Annotated in this window: 13 protein-coding genes and 1 pseudogene; 3 read left to right on the top strand and 11 right to left on the bottom strand. The window is 72.9% G+C overall.

What is annotated here, in order from left to right:
* From ACX6XY_RS03105 to ACX6XY_RS03055, 11 genes are all read right to left on the bottom strand, one after another.
* Nucleotides 1–1,302, bottom strand: coding sequence for an O-antigen ligase domain-containing protein (locus tag ACX6XY_RS03105; RefSeq protein ID WP_460326015.1), 1,302 nt, complete (start codon nt 1,300–1,302; stop codon nt 1–3).
* Between the two features lies 1 nt (nt 1,303).
* Nucleotides 1,304–2,836, bottom strand: a complete 1,533-nt coding sequence (locus ACX6XY_RS03100) for a right-handed parallel beta-helix repeat-containing protein (protein ID WP_460326013.1) — start codon at nt 2,834–2,836, stop codon at nt 1,304–1,306.
* A gap of 14 nt (nt 2,837–2,850) precedes the next feature.
* A complete protein-coding gene (locus ACX6XY_RS03095) occupies nt 2,851–4,833 on the bottom strand; it encodes an alginate lyase family protein (protein ID WP_460326011.1) in 1,983 nt (660 codons plus the stop codon).
* Complete coding sequence (locus ACX6XY_RS03090) at nt 4,830–7,070, bottom strand: bi-domain-containing oxidoreductase (protein WP_460326010.1); 2,241 nt, start codon at nt 7,068–7,070, stop codon at nt 4,830–4,832. Before ACX6XY_RS03090 ends, ACX6XY_RS03095 begins: the two co-directional genes overlap by 4 nt.
* Before the next feature lie 13 nt (nt 7,071–7,083).
* Nucleotides 7,084–9,000: an asparagine synthase (glutamine-hydrolyzing) gene (gene asnB / locus ACX6XY_RS03085; protein WP_460326008.1), complete on the bottom strand. Its 1,917-nt coding sequence runs from the start codon at nt 8,998–9,000 to the stop codon at nt 7,084–7,086.
* 3 nt (nt 9,001–9,003) lie between these two features.
* A complete protein-coding gene (locus ACX6XY_RS03080) occupies nt 9,004–10,647 on the bottom strand; it encodes a Wzz/FepE/Etk N-terminal domain-containing protein (RefSeq protein WP_460326129.1) in 1,644 nt (547 codons plus the stop codon).
* A gap of 83 nt (nt 10,648–10,730) precedes the next feature.
* Nucleotides 10,731–12,101: a Wzz/FepE/Etk N-terminal domain-containing protein gene (locus tag ACX6XY_RS03075; protein WP_460326006.1), complete on the bottom strand. Its 1,371-nt coding sequence runs from the start codon at nt 12,099–12,101 to the stop codon at nt 10,731–10,733.
* On the bottom strand, nt 12,098–13,396 hold the full coding sequence (locus ACX6XY_RS03070) for a glycosyltransferase family 4 protein (protein ID WP_460326004.1): 1,299 nt from the start codon (nt 13,394–13,396) through the stop codon (nt 12,098–12,100). The genes ACX6XY_RS03075 and ACX6XY_RS03070 overlap by 4 nt, the downstream gene beginning before the upstream one ends.
* Nucleotides 13,386–14,747 (bottom strand): nucleotide sugar dehydrogenase, encoded by a 1,362-nt coding sequence (locus ACX6XY_RS03065; RefSeq protein WP_460326002.1) that lies wholly within the window; start codon nt 14,745–14,747, stop codon nt 13,386–13,388. Before ACX6XY_RS03065 ends, ACX6XY_RS03070 begins: the two co-directional genes overlap by 11 nt.
* A gap of 70 nt (nt 14,748–14,817) precedes the next feature.
* On the bottom strand, nt 14,818–16,341 hold the full coding sequence (locus tag ACX6XY_RS03060; RefSeq protein WP_460326000.1) for a sugar transferase: 1,524 nt from the start codon (nt 16,339–16,341) through the stop codon (nt 14,818–14,820).
* Nucleotides 16,342–16,535: 194 nt separating this feature from the next.
* A complete protein-coding gene (locus ACX6XY_RS03055) occupies nt 16,536–17,444 on the bottom strand; it encodes a LysR family transcriptional regulator (protein ID WP_460325998.1) in 909 nt (302 codons plus the stop codon).
* A 78-nt stretch (nt 17,445–17,522) separates the two neighbouring features.
* Here ACX6XY_RS03055 and ACX6XY_RS03050 point away from each other — a divergent pair, with 78 nt between their 5' ends.
* The 3 genes and pseudogenes from ACX6XY_RS03050 (at nt 17,523) to ACX6XY_RS03040 (ending at nt 19,709) form a co-directional block, all read left to right on the top strand.
* The gene (locus ACX6XY_RS03050) at nt 17,523–18,446 is read left to right on the top strand and encodes an EamA family transporter (protein ID WP_460325996.1); all 924 of its coding nucleotides are present in this window, start codon (nt 17,523–17,525) and stop codon (nt 18,444–18,446) included.
* Nucleotides 18,446–19,181, top strand: a pseudogene (locus ACX6XY_RS03045) (NAD(P)-dependent oxidoreductase). The gene ACX6XY_RS03050 and the pseudogene ACX6XY_RS03045 overlap by 1 nt, the downstream one beginning before the upstream one ends.
* A 108-nt stretch (nt 19,182–19,289) precedes the next feature.
* Nucleotides 19,290–19,709: a cell division protein SepF gene (locus ACX6XY_RS03040; protein ID WP_460325994.1), complete on the top strand. Its 420-nt coding sequence runs from the start codon at nt 19,290–19,292 to the stop codon at nt 19,707–19,709.
* Nucleotides 19,710–19,727 lie beyond the last annotated feature (18 nt).

Genomic DNA, 19,727 nt, shown 5'->3' with positions numbered 1-19,727 from the left:
TCAGGTCACCTCCCGGTCCCGGACCCAGCGCGGGACACGTCGTCGAGGGGTTTCGGACAGAGGGGTTTCGGACAGAGGGGTTTCGGACAGCGGGGCTTCGGACGTGGGGACTTCGGACGTGGGGGCTTCGGGTGTGGGGAGGGCCGCGGCGGGCGACGCCAGGAGCGAGGCGGCCACGGCCAGATGCAGCAGATACGGCGAGGCGTCGCCGAGCCCGGCCTCGGTGTACGACGCGATCGCGCAGTAGCCGATCAGGAAGATCGCGCAGGCCCGCGCCAGCGACGGCGGCCGCAGCAGCGCCACGCCGCCCAGCACGACGACGATCGCCGCCACCAGGGCGACGCCGGTCATCCCCTGCTCGTGGTAGACGGCCAGCCAGCTGTTGTCTATCGGCAGCCCGTCGAACGACTTGTCGCCCAGACCCGCGCCGAACAGGTACTCCGAAGTGGTCCGCGGCGCGGCCAGCAGAGCGTCCCAGACCTTGGCCCGGCCGGTGAGACTGGTGAAGTTCTCCTCACTCTGCCCGCGCAGGAACCACGCCTGGAGCGCGGACTCGAACGCCACCGCGGCCACGGCCGCGCCCACCACCGCCCAGGCGAAGAACCTGCGGGCGACGGCGCTGGTCAGCACGAGCGAACCGATCGCCAGCGCGAGACCGACGAGCAGGCCGAGCGTGGCCGTCCGGGTATGGGTCAGCGCGAGCAGGACGACCGCCAGCGCGATGACGACCGCCGCGCTGACCCGGTCGGTCCGGCGGCCCAGGAGCAGCAGCACCGTAAGCCCGATGACCACCGCGGCGTACTGGCCGATCTGCGGCGGGGTGAGCGGCCACAGCGCGCCGACCAGACGTCCGCCGTAGAGGTCGGGCAGGGCGGCCCCCGGTGAGATGAGCGCACCGGCGGCCACCGACCCGAGGACCGCGAAGTACGCGCGGATGTGGTGCCGTACGAACGTCAGGCCGCCGCCCCACCAGCGGCTGAGCAGCCACAGCGTGCCCACGAACAGGGCCAGCCGGGCGCAGCGGAACAGCGCGCCGAACCCGGACTCCAGACTCGCGCTGGAGAGCACGCTCGGCACCAGCAGCAGGGTGAGCAGGAACAGGAAGGCGCTGGCCCGCACGCGCGGCCGGAGGTTGACGGCGAGCGCCAGCGTGAACGCGGCGACCAGCGCGCCCATGGTGACCATCTGGATGAGCGAGCGGGGCAGCGGGACGATGGTCCGCGCCCCGGCGGAGCCGAGCGTGTTGAGGATCAGCAGCCCCCAGGCCGCCCCGACGAGCTTCGGCGTGCGGTCCGCGGTCATCTCAACCACCGTCCCGTGCGCGGAAGGTGCTGCCCTTGTCCTGCTGGTACGGGGTGCCCTGCCACTGCGCGGAGTCGAGCACCCGGCTGGGGTCGTGGGCGACGAACTTCCACGGGCCGAGGTAGACGTTGTCGCGCCAGCGGTTGCGCTGCTCGCGGGTGATGGCCTCGGCCACCCGCTCGCCCTGGTACGGCGACCAGTCCGGAAACGTGCCGTAGTTGGCCAGGACCGCCATGCGGTCGCACTTCACCGTGCAGTCGACGACGGACTTGTCCAGCGCGAAGCGGTTGTCGTGGATGTCGACCCGCTGGGTCTTCCACCGGCAGTCGTCATAGAGCGGCGCGGTGGCGATCTCCGGCTGCGCGCAGCGGTCGGCGTCCTTCACCAGCAGCGTGCAGTCACCGGACGAGGTGTTGGCCGGGCTGTTGCAGAACCGGTCGGCGTTCTCCCACAGGGTGATCCCGGACCAGTTGTCCTCCAGGACGTTCCGGTAGATCTCGATCTTGTCCGTGCGGGCCCGGACCCGTGGTTCGCCGCCGGACTCGGACAGATAGATCGTCGCGAACGGGAAGTCGTCGTCGCGGTCCGCCTTCCGGCGGCCCTCGACCCAGTTGTTCCGCCGGATCGTGTTCTCCCGGATGACCGCGTTGTAGCTGGTCTCATAGATCAGCGCCGCGCCGTCGTTGGCCTCGATGACGTTGCCCTCGATGCGGAAGTCGTTGTTGTTGGTGTCCGCCCACAGCCCCGTGCCGCGGTTGTCGTGCACCCAGTTGCCGCGTACGTCGGCCCCGTCGACGGCCCAGAACTTGACGCCCCCGGTGCAGCCGCAGCCCGGCCGCCGCCGCTCCCAGTCGTCCGTGTTGTTGCCCGTGATCTCGTTTCCCTCAAGCACCAGGCCGGTGATGCGGCCGTCCGCCTTCGCCTTGTACGCGTTGACGCCGTACTGGCCGTTGCCGCGCAGACAGCTGGCGCGGACCCGCTGGCGGGCTCCGGCCATCAGCCCCGCGCCCGCGTTGTGCTGGATCGTCGCGTGCTCGATCACCCACCCGTCGGCCGAGTCGTGGTTGACCACGCCCTCGTTGTGCGGCGCGACGAACCCCTGCACGGTCAGGTGGCGGATGGTCACGTCGGGGGCGGCGCCGCCGAACGCGTACTGGTTGGTCTTCCGGCCGTCGAGCACCGCGCCCGGCGCGCCGAGGTAGCTGTTGCCCTTCTTGGGGATGACCTGGGCATAGCGGTCCGGCGCGAGCCGGTGCTCGCCGGGACTGAGCCAGAACGTGGTGTTCGGGGGGTTGTCCTTGGTCTTCGCGGCCAGATCGCCGGTGACGCCGGGGTCGACCGTCACCGCGCCGGCCGGCGCCTTCGTCGGCCCGGCCGCCGGCTCGGCGCACACCCGTGCCACGGACGCGGCCGCCGAGCCGGTCGGCTCCGGCTCCGGACGCGCGTCCGGCGTACGGTCGCAGCCGGTCGCCGCCAGCAGCGCCAGCGCCAGCGCGGCCGCCGACGGCATCCAACGCCGCTGCCTGATCCCCATACCTCCCAGCCCCCCTAGCCGCGGAACCCGAGCACGGTGGTGAGGCCGCGCGGCCCGTCCGAGCCGCCCGCGAAGCCGGTGCCGACCAGCGTGGTGGCGGGCTCCTTGCGTCCGAAACCGGCCGAGTACCAGCCCAGCGGCGGATCGCTCTCGCCGCGGTGCGCCCGCCAGCGCAGCTGTCCGGGCAGGTCGAGCACCGCGGAGCGGTCCTCGCCGTCCCGTGTCCAGGTGAGCACCGCCCGGTCGTCCACCAGGTCCGCGGCGATCGCCGGGCCGAGGTGGAACGCCAGGCGCACGGCCCGGCGCGGTCCCGACAGCCGGTCGACCACCCGCAGCTCCTGGCTCGCGTCCGTCAGCCGCACCTCGCGGCGGTGCACGGAGGGCCCGTAGCCGTCGTGCTCGGCGCACCAGTCGGCCGTGCCCCCGACGTCGGCGGAGGTGTTCACGGCCAGGACGCGGCTGCGCGCCTGCCGGGTCCACAGGAACGGCCCGCCGGAGGCGGACTGGTCACCGCCGTCCACCTGGAGGGTGTTGTGGCCGAGGGTCGACCGGAAGTACCGCCGCCACTCGGGCTGCCCGTGATAGCAGAACGTCCCCGGATCGGCGAGCACATCGACCCCGTCGTGCCGGACCTCCACGGACAGCGCGTCCGCGTGCGCGTGCGCGGCGATGGACAGGAAGCCGTGCGGACCGCCGTCGCAGCGGCACCAGATCCCCGACGGGCCGCGCAGGATCGTCAGGCCCGCGTCGGCGAAGTGGTCCGGCCGGTGCGCCGGGCGGGTCACGGCCGGTGTGCCGCCCTCCTTCGGGTACGGGCGGATCAGCGCGGCCAGCAGCGGGGTGCGCGCATCGGCGTCGGGCGGCGTCGGCCACCAGGCGAGACGGCCGAACACGGCCTGCCCGGTGGCCAGCAGCGAGGCCCAGCGGTCGGTGCCCGCGCCGTCCACGACCAGGCCGTGCCCGTCGTCGCCGTCCCCCTGGCGCGGCGGCCGCAGCCGGCCGTCCACGACGGCCGCGAGCGCGTCGGTCATCCGCAGCAGCACCAGCCGCACCGACGCGGGGGCCGGCACCCTGGCGGCGTCCGCCTCGGCCAGCGCCGCCAGGCCGAGCTCAAGGACCAGGCCGTGGTACTCGGTGGCCAGCTCGCGGTTGAGGCCCGAGCCGAAGGTGTTGGCGCGCAGCTGCCGCTCCAGCGACCGCAGCGCGTCGGCCCGCCAGTACGCCGACTCGGGAAACCAGCCGAACGCGCAGGCCGCGGCGAACTGTCCGGCGGCCTCGGCGATGACGTGATTGTTCGCCGACGACCCCCGGCTGGGGAAGGCCGCCAGCCAGCGCTGGTGGTGCCAGACCTGGCCCACCGCCACCGGGTTGTCCTCGAACAGTCCGGCCGCGCCCGGCCAGCCGTCCAGCAGGCGGCGGACCCACACCCAGGACAGCAGCCGGATCCCCAGCTCGATGCCGCTGGTCCAGTGCACCCCGCGCAGCGGCGGGTTGGCCGCCCACCACGACCGCAGGTGCCCGGCAACCCGCTCGGCGTACCGCTCGTCCCCGGTGACCGCGTAGGCGGCGGCGAGCACGGTGAGGTACTGGTGCCGGGACAGCTCCCAGAGCTGCTTGACGTCCCCGACCGCGTCCTCGTCCCGGTACGGCACATCGAAGGCGTAGCACTCCGGCGCGCGACGGCCGGTCTTCGGGTCGTACCGCCAGTCCGGGTCGGCCAGGTCGTCGCGGGGCACGCCGAAGTACTCGGCGTGCCCCGCCAGCAGCCGGTCCGCATCGGCGATGAGGCGCTTCGCGGCGTCCGGCGGTATCGCGGCGATCGTCCCGGCGGGCAGTACGGCGGTGAAGGCGTCGCCGGCGCCGCGCGGGCAGTCCGGCGGGGCCGAGCGCCACCGCCGCCTGCGCACCGCGTCGCCGACCCGGCCGCCGACCTCCCGCGGCCCCATCCGGGACAGCCGCCGCAGGTACCAGCCCGCGCCTGACGCGCTCACCGTCATCGCGCCCCCGCCAGCGTCACGGGCGCGCCGCCGACCAGACTGGCCCGCACGGCGAGGGTGGCCGCCGTGGTGGCGGCCAGCGACTCCAGCGGCACCGGCATCGGCCCGCCGGTCCGCACGGCCCTGAGGAACGCGGCCAGTTCGGCGCGCTGGCCCTTGTCCCGCGCCTTGGGCAGCAGGGAACTGGTCCAGCGCCTGCGGCCGTACACCGAGGCGCGGACGAAGTCGTCGAGCCGCAGCGCGCGGCCGTCCGCGAACACGTCCAGGGTCTCCTTGGGGAAGCTGCCCGGTCCTGTGGTGACATAGCTGAGGGCGGCGGTGGACCCGTCCGGGTAGCGCAGCACGACCTGGAGGTCGTCGTCGCCGGGTGCGGTGACCGCGTACACCGAGACCGGGTCGGCCCCGAGCAGCCAGCTTGCCGTGTCGATGAAGTGCCCGCCCTCACCGGCGAACCGGGAGCCCTCGGCGTCCTGTTGGAGATACCAGCTGCCGTGGTCGAGCCGCCCCGCGTTGACGAGGTAGCGGAGGCTCGCCGGTCCGGCGGGGGTGCCGAACCGCTGTCTGGCCTCCCGTAGCAGCGGCGCGAACCGGCGGTTGAAGCCCACTTGGAGCCGGTCGTTGCCGGACTCCTTCACGGCGGTGAGCACATCGGCCAGTTCGTCCTCGGTGAGCGCCAGCGGCTTCTCCACGAACACCGCCTTGCCCGCGAGGAGCGCCTTCCGGGTCAGTTCGGCGTGCGAGCTGTGCCGGGTGACCACGAACACCGCGTCGACGGACGGGTCGCCGAGCACGCCGTCGAGGTCGGTGGTCGCCCGCGCGAAGCCGAACTTGCGCTGCGCGTTGGCCGCGGACAGCGCCGTCGTGGTGACGACCGTGGACAGCTCGACGCCGTCGCGCTGGGCCAGGTGCGGCAGCAGCATCGACGTCGCGTAGTTCCCCGCGCCGACGAACGCCAGCCGCACCGGAGCCTTGGCGGACGCGGACGCGGACGCGGACGCGGGCGCGGGCGTGGGCGTGGACGCGGATGCGGATGCGGACCGGCGCGGGGTGGGCGCTTCGCCGTCGTGCCGTACGGCGGGCACGGGCATCGCCAAGTCCCCAGCTTCCGCCGTGTGTTCGGGGTACCGGAACAGCACGGCCACGGCCTTCAGCTCGCCGTCCTTCAGGCCCTGGTACGTCTCGACGGCGTCGGCGAAGTCCGCCGTGTGCGACACCAGGGGCTCCACGTCGACCCGGCCGCGGGCGAGGAGATCGAGGAAGCACGCCAGGTTGCGGCGCTCGGTCCAGCGTACGTAGCCGATCGGGTAGTCCCGCCCCTCGATCTCGTACTCCGGGTCGTACCGTCCGGGGCCGTACGAGCGGGAGAACCGGACGTCGAGTTCCTTCTCGTAGTACGCGTTCCACGGCAGATCCAGACGGCACTTGCCGATGTCGACGACTCGGCCGCGGTCCCGGCTCAGCCGGGCGGCCAGCTCCACGGGCTGGTTGCTGTCGCCGCCCGCGGCCAGGTACACCTGATCCACGCCGTGGCCGCCGGTGAGTTCGGCGACGGAGTTCTCCACGGCCGACGAGCCGGGATCGCCGCAGGCCGCCGCGCCCAGCCGCGCGGCGAGCGCGCGGCGCTCCGGATCCGGGTCGACCCCGATGACGCGGACCCCCGACGCGGTGAGCAGCTGCACCACCAACTGCCCGATCAGACCGAGGCCGACGACCAGCGCCACATCGCCGAGCTGTGACTCGCCGCGGCGGACGCCCTGCAACGCGATCGACCCGACGGTGCCGAACGCCGCGTGCCGCGGCGCGAGACCGTCCGGGACGCGGGCGTAGAGGTTCTTCGGCACCCAGTTCACTTCGGCGTGCAGCGCGTGCTCGTTCCCGGCGCAGGCCACCAGGTCGCCGACCGCCACATCGTCGATCCCGGCGCCGACCCGTTCGACCACCCCGCACAGCGAATAGCCCAGCGGCGTATAGGAGTCCAGCTTGCCCATCACCTTGCGGTAGGTGGCGGGCACCCCGTTGGCGGCCACGCTCTGCGCGACCTTGGCCACCTGGTCGGGGCGGGAGCGGGCCTTGCCCAGCATCGACATGCTGGCCTCGGACACCTTCATGACCTCGGTCCCGGTCGATATCAGCGAGTACGCGCTGCGGACCAGCACACCGCCCGGCTTGCACCCCGGCTCGGGCACGTCGATCAGCGCCAGTTCGCCGCTCTTGTAGTTCTGTGCAACCTGTTTCACCCGAACTCCTCTTTCACCCGAACTCCGCTGAACACGCGTCGCGATACCAGTACTCGAGGGTCAGCACATGCCATAGCTGCTTGGAGAAGTCCCGGTGCCCGGCGGCGTCCTCGGCGGCGAGCCGCGCCAGCGCGTCGCGGCGCAGAAACCCGGCCCGGACGAGCGCGCCGTCATGGATCACCTCGCGCACCAGCGGCGCCAGATCCCGGCTCATCCAGGCCCGCAGCGGGGCGCTGAACAGGCCCTTGGGCCGGTACACGATCTCCCGCGGCAGCACCGAGACCGCCGCCTCCTTGAGGACGGCCTTGCCCTGCCGCCCGACGATCTTGCGGTCACCGGGCACCGCGAACGCCGCCTTGACCACCTCGACGTCCACATACGGCACCCGCACCTCGGTCGAGGCGGCCATGCTCGCCCGGTCCGTGTAGGCGAGGTTCAGGCCCGGCAGGAACATCCGGGTGTCGCCCAGGCACATGCGGTTGACGAAGTCGTCGAGGGCGTTGTCGTGGTAGGTGTCCGCGTGCTCGGTCAGCACGTCGTCGACCTCCGGGGCCAGGTCCGGATTGACCAGGGCGAGCAGCTCGTCCCGGTCGTACAGGGTGTAACTGCGCCGGAACGCGGTCTCCTCCGGCAGCTCGGCGAAGGAGAGGAACCGCTTCGCGAAGCGCACCGATCGGTAGCCGCGGCGGGCGGTGGCGACCGGCAGCCGGTCCACCGCCTTGGACACCCCGCGCCGCAGGGGGCGCGGGACGCGCTGGTAGCGCAGCGCGAGCAGGTTGGCCAGGTGCTTGCGGTACCCCGCGAACAGCTCGTCGGCGCCCATCCCCGAGAGCATCACCTTGACCCCGGCCTGCCGGGCGGCCTCGCAGATCAGGAAGGTGTTGATCGCGGCGGGGTCGCCGATCGGCTCGTCCAGGGAGTACGCCATCCGCGGCAGCAGGTCGAGCACGTTCGGCGCGATCTCGATCTCCCGCAGGTCCACGCCGAACCGCTCGGCCACCCGCCGCGCGTAGCGCAGGTCGTCCGGCATCGCCTCGAACCTGGCGTCCTCGGCGCGGAACCCGATCGTGTAAGCGGGGATGCCGGGCCGGTCGCGGGCCGCCAGCGCGGTCAGGTAGCTGGAGTCCAGACCGCCGGAGAGGAAGGTCGCCACGGGCACGTCGGAGAGCAGATGCCGCCGGGTCGACTCTTCCACGACGGCGGCCAGGTCCGGCTGTTCACCGCTCCGGGCGCGCTCTTGGCCCTCGGCGGCGACGTCCCTCAGCCGCCAGAACCGGCCGCGCTGGACCCGGCCGTCCCGGCGGCACCGCAGCCAGCTTCCCGGCGGCAGCTTCTCCGCCTCGCGGAACGCGCACCGGGAGTCCGGCACCCAGTAGTACAGCAGCGAGGCCACCAGCGCCGCGTCGTCCACGCGCAGCGACCCGCCGGTCACGGCGGCGAGCGCCTTGAGCTCGGACGCGAACACCAGACCTCCGCCGCGCCGGAGCAGGAACAGCGGTTTGACGCCGAGCTGGTCGCGGGCGAGCACCAGATCGCCGGTGCGCTCGTCGAAGACCCCGAACGCGAACATGCCGCGCAGCCGGGGCAGACAGTCCGTGCCCCAGCGCCGCCAGGCCTCCAGGAGTACCTCGGTGTCGGAGGTGCCGCGGAAGCGCACCCCGGCGGCCGCGAGCTCGGCGCGCAGCTCGGGCGCGTTGTACAGCTCGCCGTTGTACGTCAGGACGAGGCCGTCCGACGCCATCGGCTGGGCGCCGGTGTCGGACAGGTCGATGATGGCCAGCCGACGGTGCCCTAAGTGCACCTCGCCGTCGCCGACGGGGTGGTCGTACCGGCCCGCGCCGTCCGGGCCGCGGTGGGTGAGCGTGTCGGTGAGCCGGTCGGCCACGGCCTTCCCGTCCGGCCATCGGTATGTGCCCGCGATGCCACACATGTTCTACCGCGCCTCCTGGCCCTGGCCCTGGTCGTGGCCCTGGCCTTGCTCGTGGTTCTGGTCGTGGTCGTGGTTCTGGTCGTGGTTCGGGTCGTGGTCGTGGTCGTAGTCGCCGTCCGGGATCCGTGCCGCCCGCATCGACGGCAGCTCCGCCCGCTGCCGTTCCGTTTGCCGCTGGCCTGCCTGCCGCTGCTCCGTTCGCCGCTGGGCCGTTCCGTTCTGCCGGGCCAGCCGCTCACGACGGCCGCGCAGGGCGGTGTGCGGCCCGTCCCACAGCGTGCCGTCGGTCCGGTCGCCCGGATCGGGGTCGATCAGCACCACGCCGATCACCGCGATGCGCTGGTCCGCGAGCTGCCGCGCCACGGTGTGCAGCCATGCGGCGCTGCCGTGTCCGGCGCGTACGACGAGCACGGTCCGCGCGCCGAGGTACCGGAGGTCGGTCCACGCCGTGCCGGGCGCCACCGAGCCGACGCCGACCCGGAACTCCTGGAGCGCAGAGCCGGGGTCACGCTCGCCGCTGACCACGGTGGGATCGCCCGGCTTCGGGCGGCGGTCGGCGAGCCGCGAGCCGGGCAGGCCGTCGACGACGACCGCCTCGCGCTCCTGACCCGCCAGCGCCCTGGCGAGGTCCAGGGCGAGCACGCTCGTGTCGCGCGCACAGCCCAGCTCCAGCAGCGACACCGGTTCCGCCGAGCCGCGCACGACGCGGGCCAGGGATGTGGTGAGCCTGGCCCGTGCCGCCCGGACCCGTCGCCGCCGCCACCGCCTGGCCGACCGGTGGGGCAGCTCCGCGACGACCGAGGCGCCGAGGTGCGCGGCGATGTCCCGGCGCAGTACGGGGCGGTCCGCGACCACCGTACGGATCGTGGCCGCCGCGAGCCCGATGACGAGCCCGAGGGCGAGCCCGATCGCGCCGTTGGCCGCGGCGGTCCTGGGCAGCGAGTGCCGCACCGCGTGCGGGGCGTCCACGATCTGGGTGCCCGCGATGAGCCGGGGCGTGCCGACCCGCGCCTGTGCGGCGCGCTCGCCGAACTCGGTGATCCGCGACGTGAGTTCGGCCCGGCGGGCGAACAGCGACTCCCGGTCCGCCGAGTCCTTCGGCCCGCTCTGAGCCGACCCGTCCCCGATCGTCTTGTTGACGTCGGCGAGTTCGTCGCGCAGCCGGTCGCGCTGCCGGAGCAGGCTCTCGGCCTCGGCGTCCGCGACTTCCCGTATCCGCCGCACATGGTCCGCGACGAACGCGTCGGCCACCGCCTTCACGCGGGCCACGGCTTCCGCGTCGCTGTCGCCCGTCGCGTTGATCTGGAGCAGATTGTTGGTCAGGCCGGTGCCCTCGTACTCCCGCATGAAGTCCTCGGGCTTCTCCGCCGAGTCGAGGGACCGCAGGGCCTGCTCGGCGATCCGCGTGGTGTGCAGCAACGCGGCGTCCGTGCGGATCAGCGTGCCGGGGTCGTTCGGCTGGTCCTGCTGGTGCGCGACCAGCACCTTGGTCACCGCGGTCGGCGGAGGCGGCAGCAGGACCGCCGCCGCCGCGCCGACCAGCAGCCCCAGCAGGGCCATGGCGCACCAGAGGCGGCGGCGTCTCCGTATCGCCACCACCAGCACCTGAAGGTCGAGGAGCGGAGCCGCGACGGACTGCTGAGACAGCCGAGACGGCTGGGACGCCTGGGACGGCTGTGGCGACTGGGACGACAGGGACGGCTGAGACGTCGCATGCTTCGTCGCTCTCGTCACTCGGCGCCCCCCGTCGCGCCGCCGCCGACCGCGAGCGGCGCTGGCGTGGCGGCCTCCCGCGTACGGTCGGCGGGCTGTGCCGCACGGGTCCGGACCGTGCCGGTGAGGACGACGCCGACGAGCTCGTGCCCGGCGTCCGCGCACGCGTCGGCGAGGCCCGCGAGCTCGTCGGCGGTCCTGACGCCCGCGCTGAGCACGACCAGGACGCCGGACTCGTCGTCGCGGTCCGGCACCGTCGGCTGGGACGCCGAGACCTCCACCACTCGCGGTGACGGATCGCTCCCGGCCTCGGCGGCGAGCCGCTCGGCGGCCTGACGGGCGATCCGGTCGTCGTCCGGGACGACGACCAGCGGCGGCCGGGGAGTCGGCAGCCGGTCCCGGAGGCGGGCGCACACCCGCTGGTAGCGGATCCGCCTGCTGTCCTCGTCGCCGGACGTCCGCGGGGCGGACACGTCCCACGGGACGTCGACGCCGAGCAGCCAGCGGATCCGGGCCCGCGGGCCACGGCCTTCCGGCCGGAGCGCGCGCCGTTCACCGGGCACGTCGACGGTGCCCAGCGGCGTCGAGCCCAGCGCGGCCGCGATCTCCGGCTCGGTACGCGGTCGGCGGCCGGTCCGGGCGGCGGCGAGCTGGCCGATGACCGCGAGGAGGACGAACAGCAGCGCCCCGGCGGCGGCGAGGTGCGTCCGCGTCGGCGGTGCGGCCCCGGACGGCCGGGCCGCCGGGCCCATGACGACCATGGTGGTCCTGGCGGCGGCCGGGTCGGCCTGGTCCAGCTTGTTGACCGCCTCCTGGAGCGCGGTGCGCAGCTTCGCGAGCTCGGCGTGCGTCTGTACGTCTTCCACGGTCCGCCCCGGACCGGCCGCGTCGGCCAGCTCGGTGATACGACGGCTGGTCCGCGTCACCAGCTGCCGCAGCGTCTCGGGCCGCGCCGCCGCCTCGGGGTCGGTCTCGTCGTCGACGATCCGCGCGGCGAAGGTGATGTACTGCTGGACCACCTGGTCGGAGAGCCGCTGCGCGCGCTCCGGGGTCTCGGCCGTGCCGGAGACCTTGACGAAGTTCCCCTCGGCGGCCTCGGCGCTCACCCGGTCCCGCAGCTCGCGGTCGCTGACCGCGGTCCAGCCGAGCGCGGCGGCCGCGCGCTCGACCACCACCGAACTGGACGCGATCTCCGCCTGGGTGCGCAGCTCGCGCGCCTCCCACGCCCCCGGCAGCAGTACGGACGCCGACGCCGTGTAGCGCGGCGGGAACAGCACCGAGACGCCGTAGCCGACGAGCGCGCCCAGCACGGCGACGACGGTGAGGAACCGCCAGCGCCGACGGATCAGCCGCCCGAGCGTGGCCAGGCGTATGGTGTCGTCGCTCAACGGCGCGGCCTCATCCCTGCCCGGTACGGTGCTCCCCGCCCGGCACGGGCCGCCCGCCGCACCGGGGCGCGGTCACGGCTGGCGGCGTCGTAGGCGGCGAGCAGCGACGCCTGCGAGTTCCGCCAGGAGAGCGGCCCGTTGATCCGCTCCCGGCCGCTCTCGCCCATCCGGGCCCGCCGCTCCGGATCGTCGAGCAGCAGCGCGATCAGCCGGGCGAACTCGGCCTCGTCGTCGGCGGGCGCGTAGACGGCGGCGTCACCGGCGGAGACCCGTGCCTCCTTGAGGTCGAACGACACGATCGGCTTGCCCATCACCATGTACTCGAGGACCTTGTTCATGGTCGACACGTCGTTGAGCGGATTGCGCGGGTCAGGGGAGAGGCACACGTCCGCGGTGGACAGATAGCGCACCAGGTCGGCGTCCGGGACGCGCCCGGTGAACCGCACCTGCTCCGCGAGGCCGAGCCGCCGGGACAGCTCCGCCATCGCCTCGAACGTGTCGCCGCCGCCGACGAACACCGCGTGCCAGTCGGTCCGTCCGAGCTCGTCGCGGAGCTTCGCGAGGGCCCGCAGGGCGTAGTCGACGCCGTCCTGCGGGCCCATGACGCCGAGATAGCACAGCAGATGAGGCTTGCCGTGCTTCAGCTCCGGCTCGGGCGGTACGGGTTGGAACCGTTCGGTGTCGGGCGCGCTGCGCACCACGAACACGTCCTCAGGCCGCTGACCGCCACGGCGCACCGCGACGTCCCGGTAGCTCTCGTTCGTGGCGAGCACGACGTCCGCGGCCCGGTAGGTCAGCCGTTCCAGCGCGCACACGGCGCGGTAGAGCAGGTCTTCGCCGCGGCCGAACCGGGAGAGGTACAGCTCGGGCACCAGGTCGTGCTGGTCGAAGACGAACCGCGCGCCGCGCCGCTTCAGCCACAGGGCTGGCAGGAACAGCAGGTCGGGCGGGTTGCAGGCGTGCACCACGTCGACCGGGCCGACCTTCCGGGCCAGCCGGACCGTATGCCACAGCGCCGATCCGTACTCCCGCGGGTATCCGGCCGGGCCTCCGGTGGCCGCGCGCAGCGGGTAGCGGTGGATCTGCACCCCTTCGATCTCCGCCTCCGGTTCGGTGTCCCGCCCGCTGCCCTGGGGGCAGATGACGTGTACGGTCCAGCCCGCGTCGCGCAGCGTCGTGCACTCCTGCCACACCCGCCGGTCGAACGGCACCGAGAGGTTCTCCACCAGGACCAGCGCACGCCGGTCGCGTGTGTGCCGTTCCGGCCGGTCGTCGCCGGTCGTGTTACCAAGCAAGGCCCATGTACCCCGGTTCTGTCTGACGCGCGTCGGCGTCGGGAAGGCGGACGAGGTCGACGATCAGCGGTCCTTCGCCGTGCGGCAGCGCCGACAGCACGGCCGGGTCCCTGGTCCCGACCAGGCACACCTCGGCGTGGTCGAGTACCTCGTCGACGGAGTCCGCGAGCAGCTGCGCGAGGTGCGGCAGCCGGGTCTCGATGTACCCGCGGTTCGCGCCGATCAGCCGGGAGAGGCTCACATTGGCGTCGTAGATCCGCAGGTCGTACCCCTTGCCGAAGAGCCGCTCCGCCAGCTCGACGAGCGGGCTTTCGCGGAGGTCGTCGGTGCCGGGTTTGAAGGACAGTCCGAACAGGCCCGCCCGGCGTTTGCCGGTGCGCTCGACCAGGTCCACCGCGCGCTGGAGATGGTCGGAGTTGGAGGGCAGCACATGGGCGAGGATGGGCACCGAGACGTCGGCCTGCCGTGCCGCGTGCACCAGGCTGCGCAGGTCCTTGGGCAGGCAGGAGCCGCCGAAGGCGAAGCCGGGCCGCAGATAGGCGGGGCTGATGTTCAGCTTGCGGTCGGCCAGGAACACGTCCATCACCTGGTGCGAGTCGACGCCGAGCGCCTGGCACACCGCGCCCAGCTCGTTCGCGAAGCCGATTTTGAGGCCGTGGAAGGCGTTGTCCGCGTACTTGATCGCCTCGGCCGTCGGGACCGGCACCCGGAACACCTCGCCGGGCAGGCCGTCGTACAGCGCCGTCACCGTGTCGCCGCTGGCCGGGTCGAGCTCGCCGATGACGGTCTTGGGCGGGTCGAAGAAGTCCCGCACGCTCGTGCCCTCGCGCAGGAACTCCGGGTTGACCGCGACGCCGACGTCCGCCCCGGCGGTGCCGCCGACGTACTTCTCCAGGATCGGCACCAGCAGGTTCAGACAGGTGCCCGGCAGCATGGTGCTGCGGAACACCACGGTGTGCCGCCCGCTGTGCCCGTCGCGTCCGTCGTGCTCGCGGTGTTCTCCGCGTTCCCCGAGATCCGCCAGCGCGGCGCCGATCTGTTCGGTGACCCGCTCCAAGTACGTGGTGCACAGGCTGCCGTTGGGCTCCGACGGCGTGCCCACGCAGACCAGCGACACCTCGCTGCCCGCGATCGCCTCGCGGACGTCTCGGGTGGCGCGTAACGCCCCGGTCCGTACGACCTCGGCGGTGAGCTGGCCGATGCGTTCCTCGACCACCGGGGCCTTGCCGTCGTTGACCAGGTCGACCTTCGCCTGGTTCACGTCCACCCCGATGACCTCGTGCCCCAAGCTGGCCAGGCACGCGGCTGACACGCAGCCCACGTAGCCGAGCCCGAACACGCTGACTCTCATGACCCGTTCCTCCCGCTGGGCAGGCCCTCGCGGGCCGTGGTCCGCGCGTCGGCCGGACGGCCCCCGCGCATCAGTAGGCCCCCTGGCCGCAGAGCACCGCACGCAGCGTCTTCCACAAGATCACGGTGTCCAGGGCGAGCGACCAGTCCTCCACGTACCGCAGGTCGAGCCGGACCGCCTCGTCCCACGGCAGGTCGCTGCGGCCGCTGATCTGCCACAGGCCGGTGAGTCCGGGCTTGACCAGCAGCCGCCGCCGGATGTCCGGGCCGTACGCGGCCGACTCCTCCGGCAGCGGAGGGCGCGGGCCGACCAGTGACATCGACCCGGTGAGTACGTTGAACAGCTGCGGGAGCTCGTCGAGCGAGTACCGGCGCAGCACCGCTCCCACGCGGGTCACCCGCGGATCCCGGCGCACCTTGAACAACAGGCCCGCGCCCTCGTCGCGGTCGGCCAGTTCGGCCCGCGCCCGGTGGGCCCCGGCGACCATGGTGCGGAACTTGAGAATGGTGAACTCGCGGCCGTCCTTGCCGACTCTGCGCTGGCGGTAGAACGCGCCGCCCCGGCTGTCCGCCAGCACCAGCAGCCCGACGATCACCATCAGGGGCGCGAACAGCGCCAGCAGAATCGCCGCGCCCGCCCGGTCGACGACCTCCTTGACCGCCCGGCGGCCCCCGGTGAAGGTCGGCATGCTGACCCGCAGCAGGGGGATCCCGAGTACCGCGTCGATGTGCAGCCGCGGTCCCGCCACCTCCATCAGCACGGGGGCCACGACCATCTCGGCTTCGCTGCCTTCGAGGTCCCATGCCAGTCGTTGCAGCCGGTCCGGCGACCAGTGAGGGTCCGGGGTGACCGCGACGACACGGTAGCCGTCGCGGCGTATGTGGCCCGCGACGTCCGTCAGACGGCCGACGACCGGCACTCCGTCCAGCCGCTCACCGCCAAGCCGGTCCCCGTCCAGCCGGTCCCCGTCGAGTCGGGTACCGCCGAGCCGGGGGCCGTCCGTGGCGCACACCGCGTCCACCCGCCAGCCGAGGTGCGGGAACTTACGGGTCCGCGCGATCAGGTCGCGTACGGTGGCCGGGCTTCCGGCGGCGAGCACCGAGCGCAGACACCGTCCCTCCTTCCGTTCTCGGTGCAGCCAAAGGCGCAGCAGATACCGCGCGGTCATGGTGACGAGCGCGATCGCGGGAATCGCGACGAAGATCCAGAGTTTGATGTTGCGCGAGGTCAGGGCGATTCCGCCGAGCGCCAGTACGACGGTCGCGGTGAACAGCGAGCGTCCGAGCCGACGGAATTCCTCGGCGCCCTGGCCGAGCACGGCCGGGGTCCATGCCCGGCTCACCGTCAGCGCCCCCAGTACCAGCAGCTCGGTGCCGAATGCGAGTATTCCCCACTTCTCGTGCCAGTCGGCCGCGTCTCGGGCCCCGAAGAAGTTCCCGATCGCCGCTACCACGATCGCGGTGGCCACCGTGTCGCTGGTGATCACGGTACGGCGGTACCGCTGCTCCCAGTCGATCGCGGGCTGACTGGCGGCCCCGTTCGCCAACCGCCCGCGCGTTGGCGAAAACGGGCTGACTAATCCCCCCTGTCGCACAGAACCCCCCAGGTCCCCAGTGTTTGGACATGGTCCCGCCAGAGTCTTGAGATGTGCGGAAATCGACCACCCCCCACGTAACTGGTGTCGAAGACGCGGCTATTGGCTTTCTGTAGCACCTGGCCTAGAGCGCGAAGCACGGTCAATCTAGACCATCGGGGGTCGCTAGGAGAGGTGATGCAGGGAATTCGCGCTCAAGATTTCCGGACGGGATTCATTGATCTTGTGACTCCGAGGACGTCGAGCAGCGCTCGGGTGGCCGGGCTGGGGTTGAAGCGGTTCCACGCCAGGTACTCGACGCGCCGCGGTCCGTCGGCCACCGGCACCAGGGCCAGTTCGGGGTCGCCGGCGGCCAGCGGCCGGATGAACGCCGACGGCAGCAGCGCGAGCCCGAGCCCGCGTGCGATGAGCCGGGTGATCAGCTCCGCCACGCCAGCCTCGTACGCGACGTCGCGGGCCAGGCCCGCTGCGGCGAACGCCTGATCGGACTGGGCCCGAGCGGGCGTTCCGGCCACGAAGTCCACGAACGTCTCATCGGCCACGTCCCGCAGCGTGACCCGTGACGCGCCCGCGAGCCGGTGTCCGGCGGGCACCACCAGTACGTGCTCGTCGTGATCGAGGGCGAGGGTGTCCACTCCGGACGGCCGTTCGCCTTCCGGCAGGCCCAGAAAGGCGATGTCGAGCTCGCCCCGCCGGATCGCCGCCACCAGTTCGTCGCTGCCCCCGGCGCGCAACAGGACGCGGACGTCCGGGTGTTGGGCGCGGTAGCGCTGCAGCACCTCGGGTACGTCGACCGCGGCCGTGGTGACGATCACGCCGACGGCGAGTCGGCCGCGTACCACGCCGGACGCGGCGGCGGCGTCGGCGGCCGCGCGGTCGGCGGCGGCCAGGCACTCGCGCGCGCCGACCAGGAACGCCGCCCCGGCGCTGGTCAGTTCGGTGCGGCGGCTGGAGCGGGCGAACAGCTTGACCCCGAGCTCCCGTTCCAGGCCGGCGATCCGGTGGCTGAGCGACGACTGCACCACCGAGCAGCGCTCCGCGGCGCGGGTGAAGTTGCGGGTTTCGGCGACGGCGACGACGTAACGCATCTGCTGGAGATCCACCCGACCATGGTCACCGTTCATAGCTGTTATAACAACCATGCTTTGGAGTCATGGTGATCGCTCGTCGAGACTTCCGGCATGGCTACCTTGACCGAGCGGCCACCGGGTCCGCCGCGCGCCCCGTTCGCGCCGTACGCGGCGACCGTCGCACTGACCGCACTGGCCCCCGCGGCCTGGGGCACCACCTACGCCGTGACCACGGAGCTGCTGCCCGCCGGGCATCCGTTGTTCGCCGGGCTGATGCGCGCGCTGCCCGCCGGGCTGCTCGCGCTGGCGATCACCCGTGTGCTGCCGCGCGGGGAGTGGTGGTGGAAGGCCGCCGTCCTCGGCGCGCTCAACATCGGCGCGTTCTTCCCCCTGTTGTTCCTCGCGGCCGAACGGCTTCCCGGCGGTGTCGCCGCCACCCTCGGCGCCGCCCAGCCGTTGCTGGTCGCCGGGCTCGCCGTCGTGGTCGTACGCGACCGGCCGACGCCCTGGCGGCTGGCGTGGGGCGTGATCGGTGTGCTCGGCGTCGGGCTCGTGGTGCTGGGGCCGACGGCCCGGCTGGACGCCGTCGGGGTGGTCGCGGGCCTGGGCGGTACGGCCACCATGGCTGGCGGGCTCGTCCTCACCAAGCGCTGGGGACGGCCGGAAGGCGTCGGTCCGCTCACCCTGGCCGGGTGGCAACTGGCGGCCGGCGGGCTGATGTTGCTCCCGTTCACCCTCGCTGTCGAGGGGGTGCCGGAGCGGATCGACGCCGGAGCCGTCGGCGGCTATCTGTGGCTCGGCAGCATGGGCGGGCTGATCGCGTACACGCTGTGGTTCCGCGGGATCGGACGGCTGCCGGTCGGCGCGTCCGCGCCGCTGGTGCTGCTGTCTCCGCTGGTCGCGGCCGTGGCCGGGGTCGTGCTCGGCGAGTCGCTGAGTCTGCCGCAGGCCCTTGGCTTCGTGCTCGCCCTGGCCGCCATGCTCGCCGCGCAGCTGCGTCCCCCGGAGCGATTCGGACTAAGGAAGGCTCGATGATGACGATCGCCGTTCTCGGCGCTACCGGAATGGTCGGCGGCCGGGTGGTCACCGAGGCCAGCGCACGGGGACACCGGGCACTAGGGCGTGTGTCCGACACACGCCCTAGCCCTGTCCCGGAAGCCGGGGTCCGTGGAGCCGAACGCGATACCGGTCGCGGTCGACGCGAGCGACCCGGACGCCCTGCGTGAGGCGCTGGCGGGCCCGGCTGCCCGCGGCGTGCACGCCGCCGTGGACGCCGCTGCGGCCACCGCCTTGGCCGCCTCCGTGGACGCCGTCGTGCTGGCCGTGCGGACCTTTCCGGTCGACCAGCGGTTCCTGGTCGACGTCACCCGTACGGTGCTGGACATCGCGGCGGAGCTCGGGGCCCGCGTCCTGGTGGTGGGCGGCGCGGGCGCGTTGCACAGCCCGGACGACCGCGAGCTGGTCGCCGACGACCCCGCGTATGTGCCCGCCGCCTGGCGGGACGTCGCCACGGCCGGGGTCGCCCAGTTGCGCGTGTGCGAGGCCCACGCCCATGGCGACTGGGCCTATCTGAGCCCACCCGCCCTGCTGGAACCCGGCGACCGTACCGGCGGCTACCTGCGTGGCACTGACACCCTGCTCACCCGCGCCGACGGCCGATCCTGGATCAGCGCGGAGGACTTGGCGGTCGCCGTGGTCGACGAACTGGAGACGCCGGGACCCGGATATCGCGTCACGGTCGTCCACCGTGACGAACGCCCGTCACCGTAGCCAGCCGACGCGCGGGCCGCCGACCCCGTGTCGGTGTTGGGCCGATCGGGTGAGTCGCGTAAGAATTGTCCGGTCAGTCATTCAGTATGAGCCCGGACGGGGTGGGGCATGAACAGCCACGACGTCACCGACGCACAGTGGGAAGGGCTCGCCCAGGTCGTACCGCTGCGCAGCCGTAACGCATGGCCTTCCTGGCCGGGGCATCGGGCGATGTCCGAGGCGAAGACCGAGGTGAAGGGGGCGGCCAGGCGGCGTTTCGTGGTGATGCGGGTGAACGTGTTCTCCGACGCGCGCGATGTCGCCCAGACGGTGATGGCCCGCGTGCCCGTGCTGCTCGACCTGTCCGGCGCGGAGAGCGATGTCGCCAAGCGCGTCCTGGACTTCAGCAGCGGGGTCGTCTTCGGTCTCGGCTGCGGCATGCACCGGGTCGAACGGAACGTCTTCCTGCTGGCCCCGTCGGGCACCGAGGTACGGGAGCTGGTGGACGGCGCGGCCACGGTGACTGAAGGCGTCGACGTCCCCCGATAGTAGGAAGATCCGTTAGGA

The sequence above is a fragment of the Streptomyces sp. O3 genome, assembly GCF_054788135.1.
Note: the sequence above shows the minus strand (reverse complement) of the source record. Positions and strands in the feature narration are given on the sequence as shown.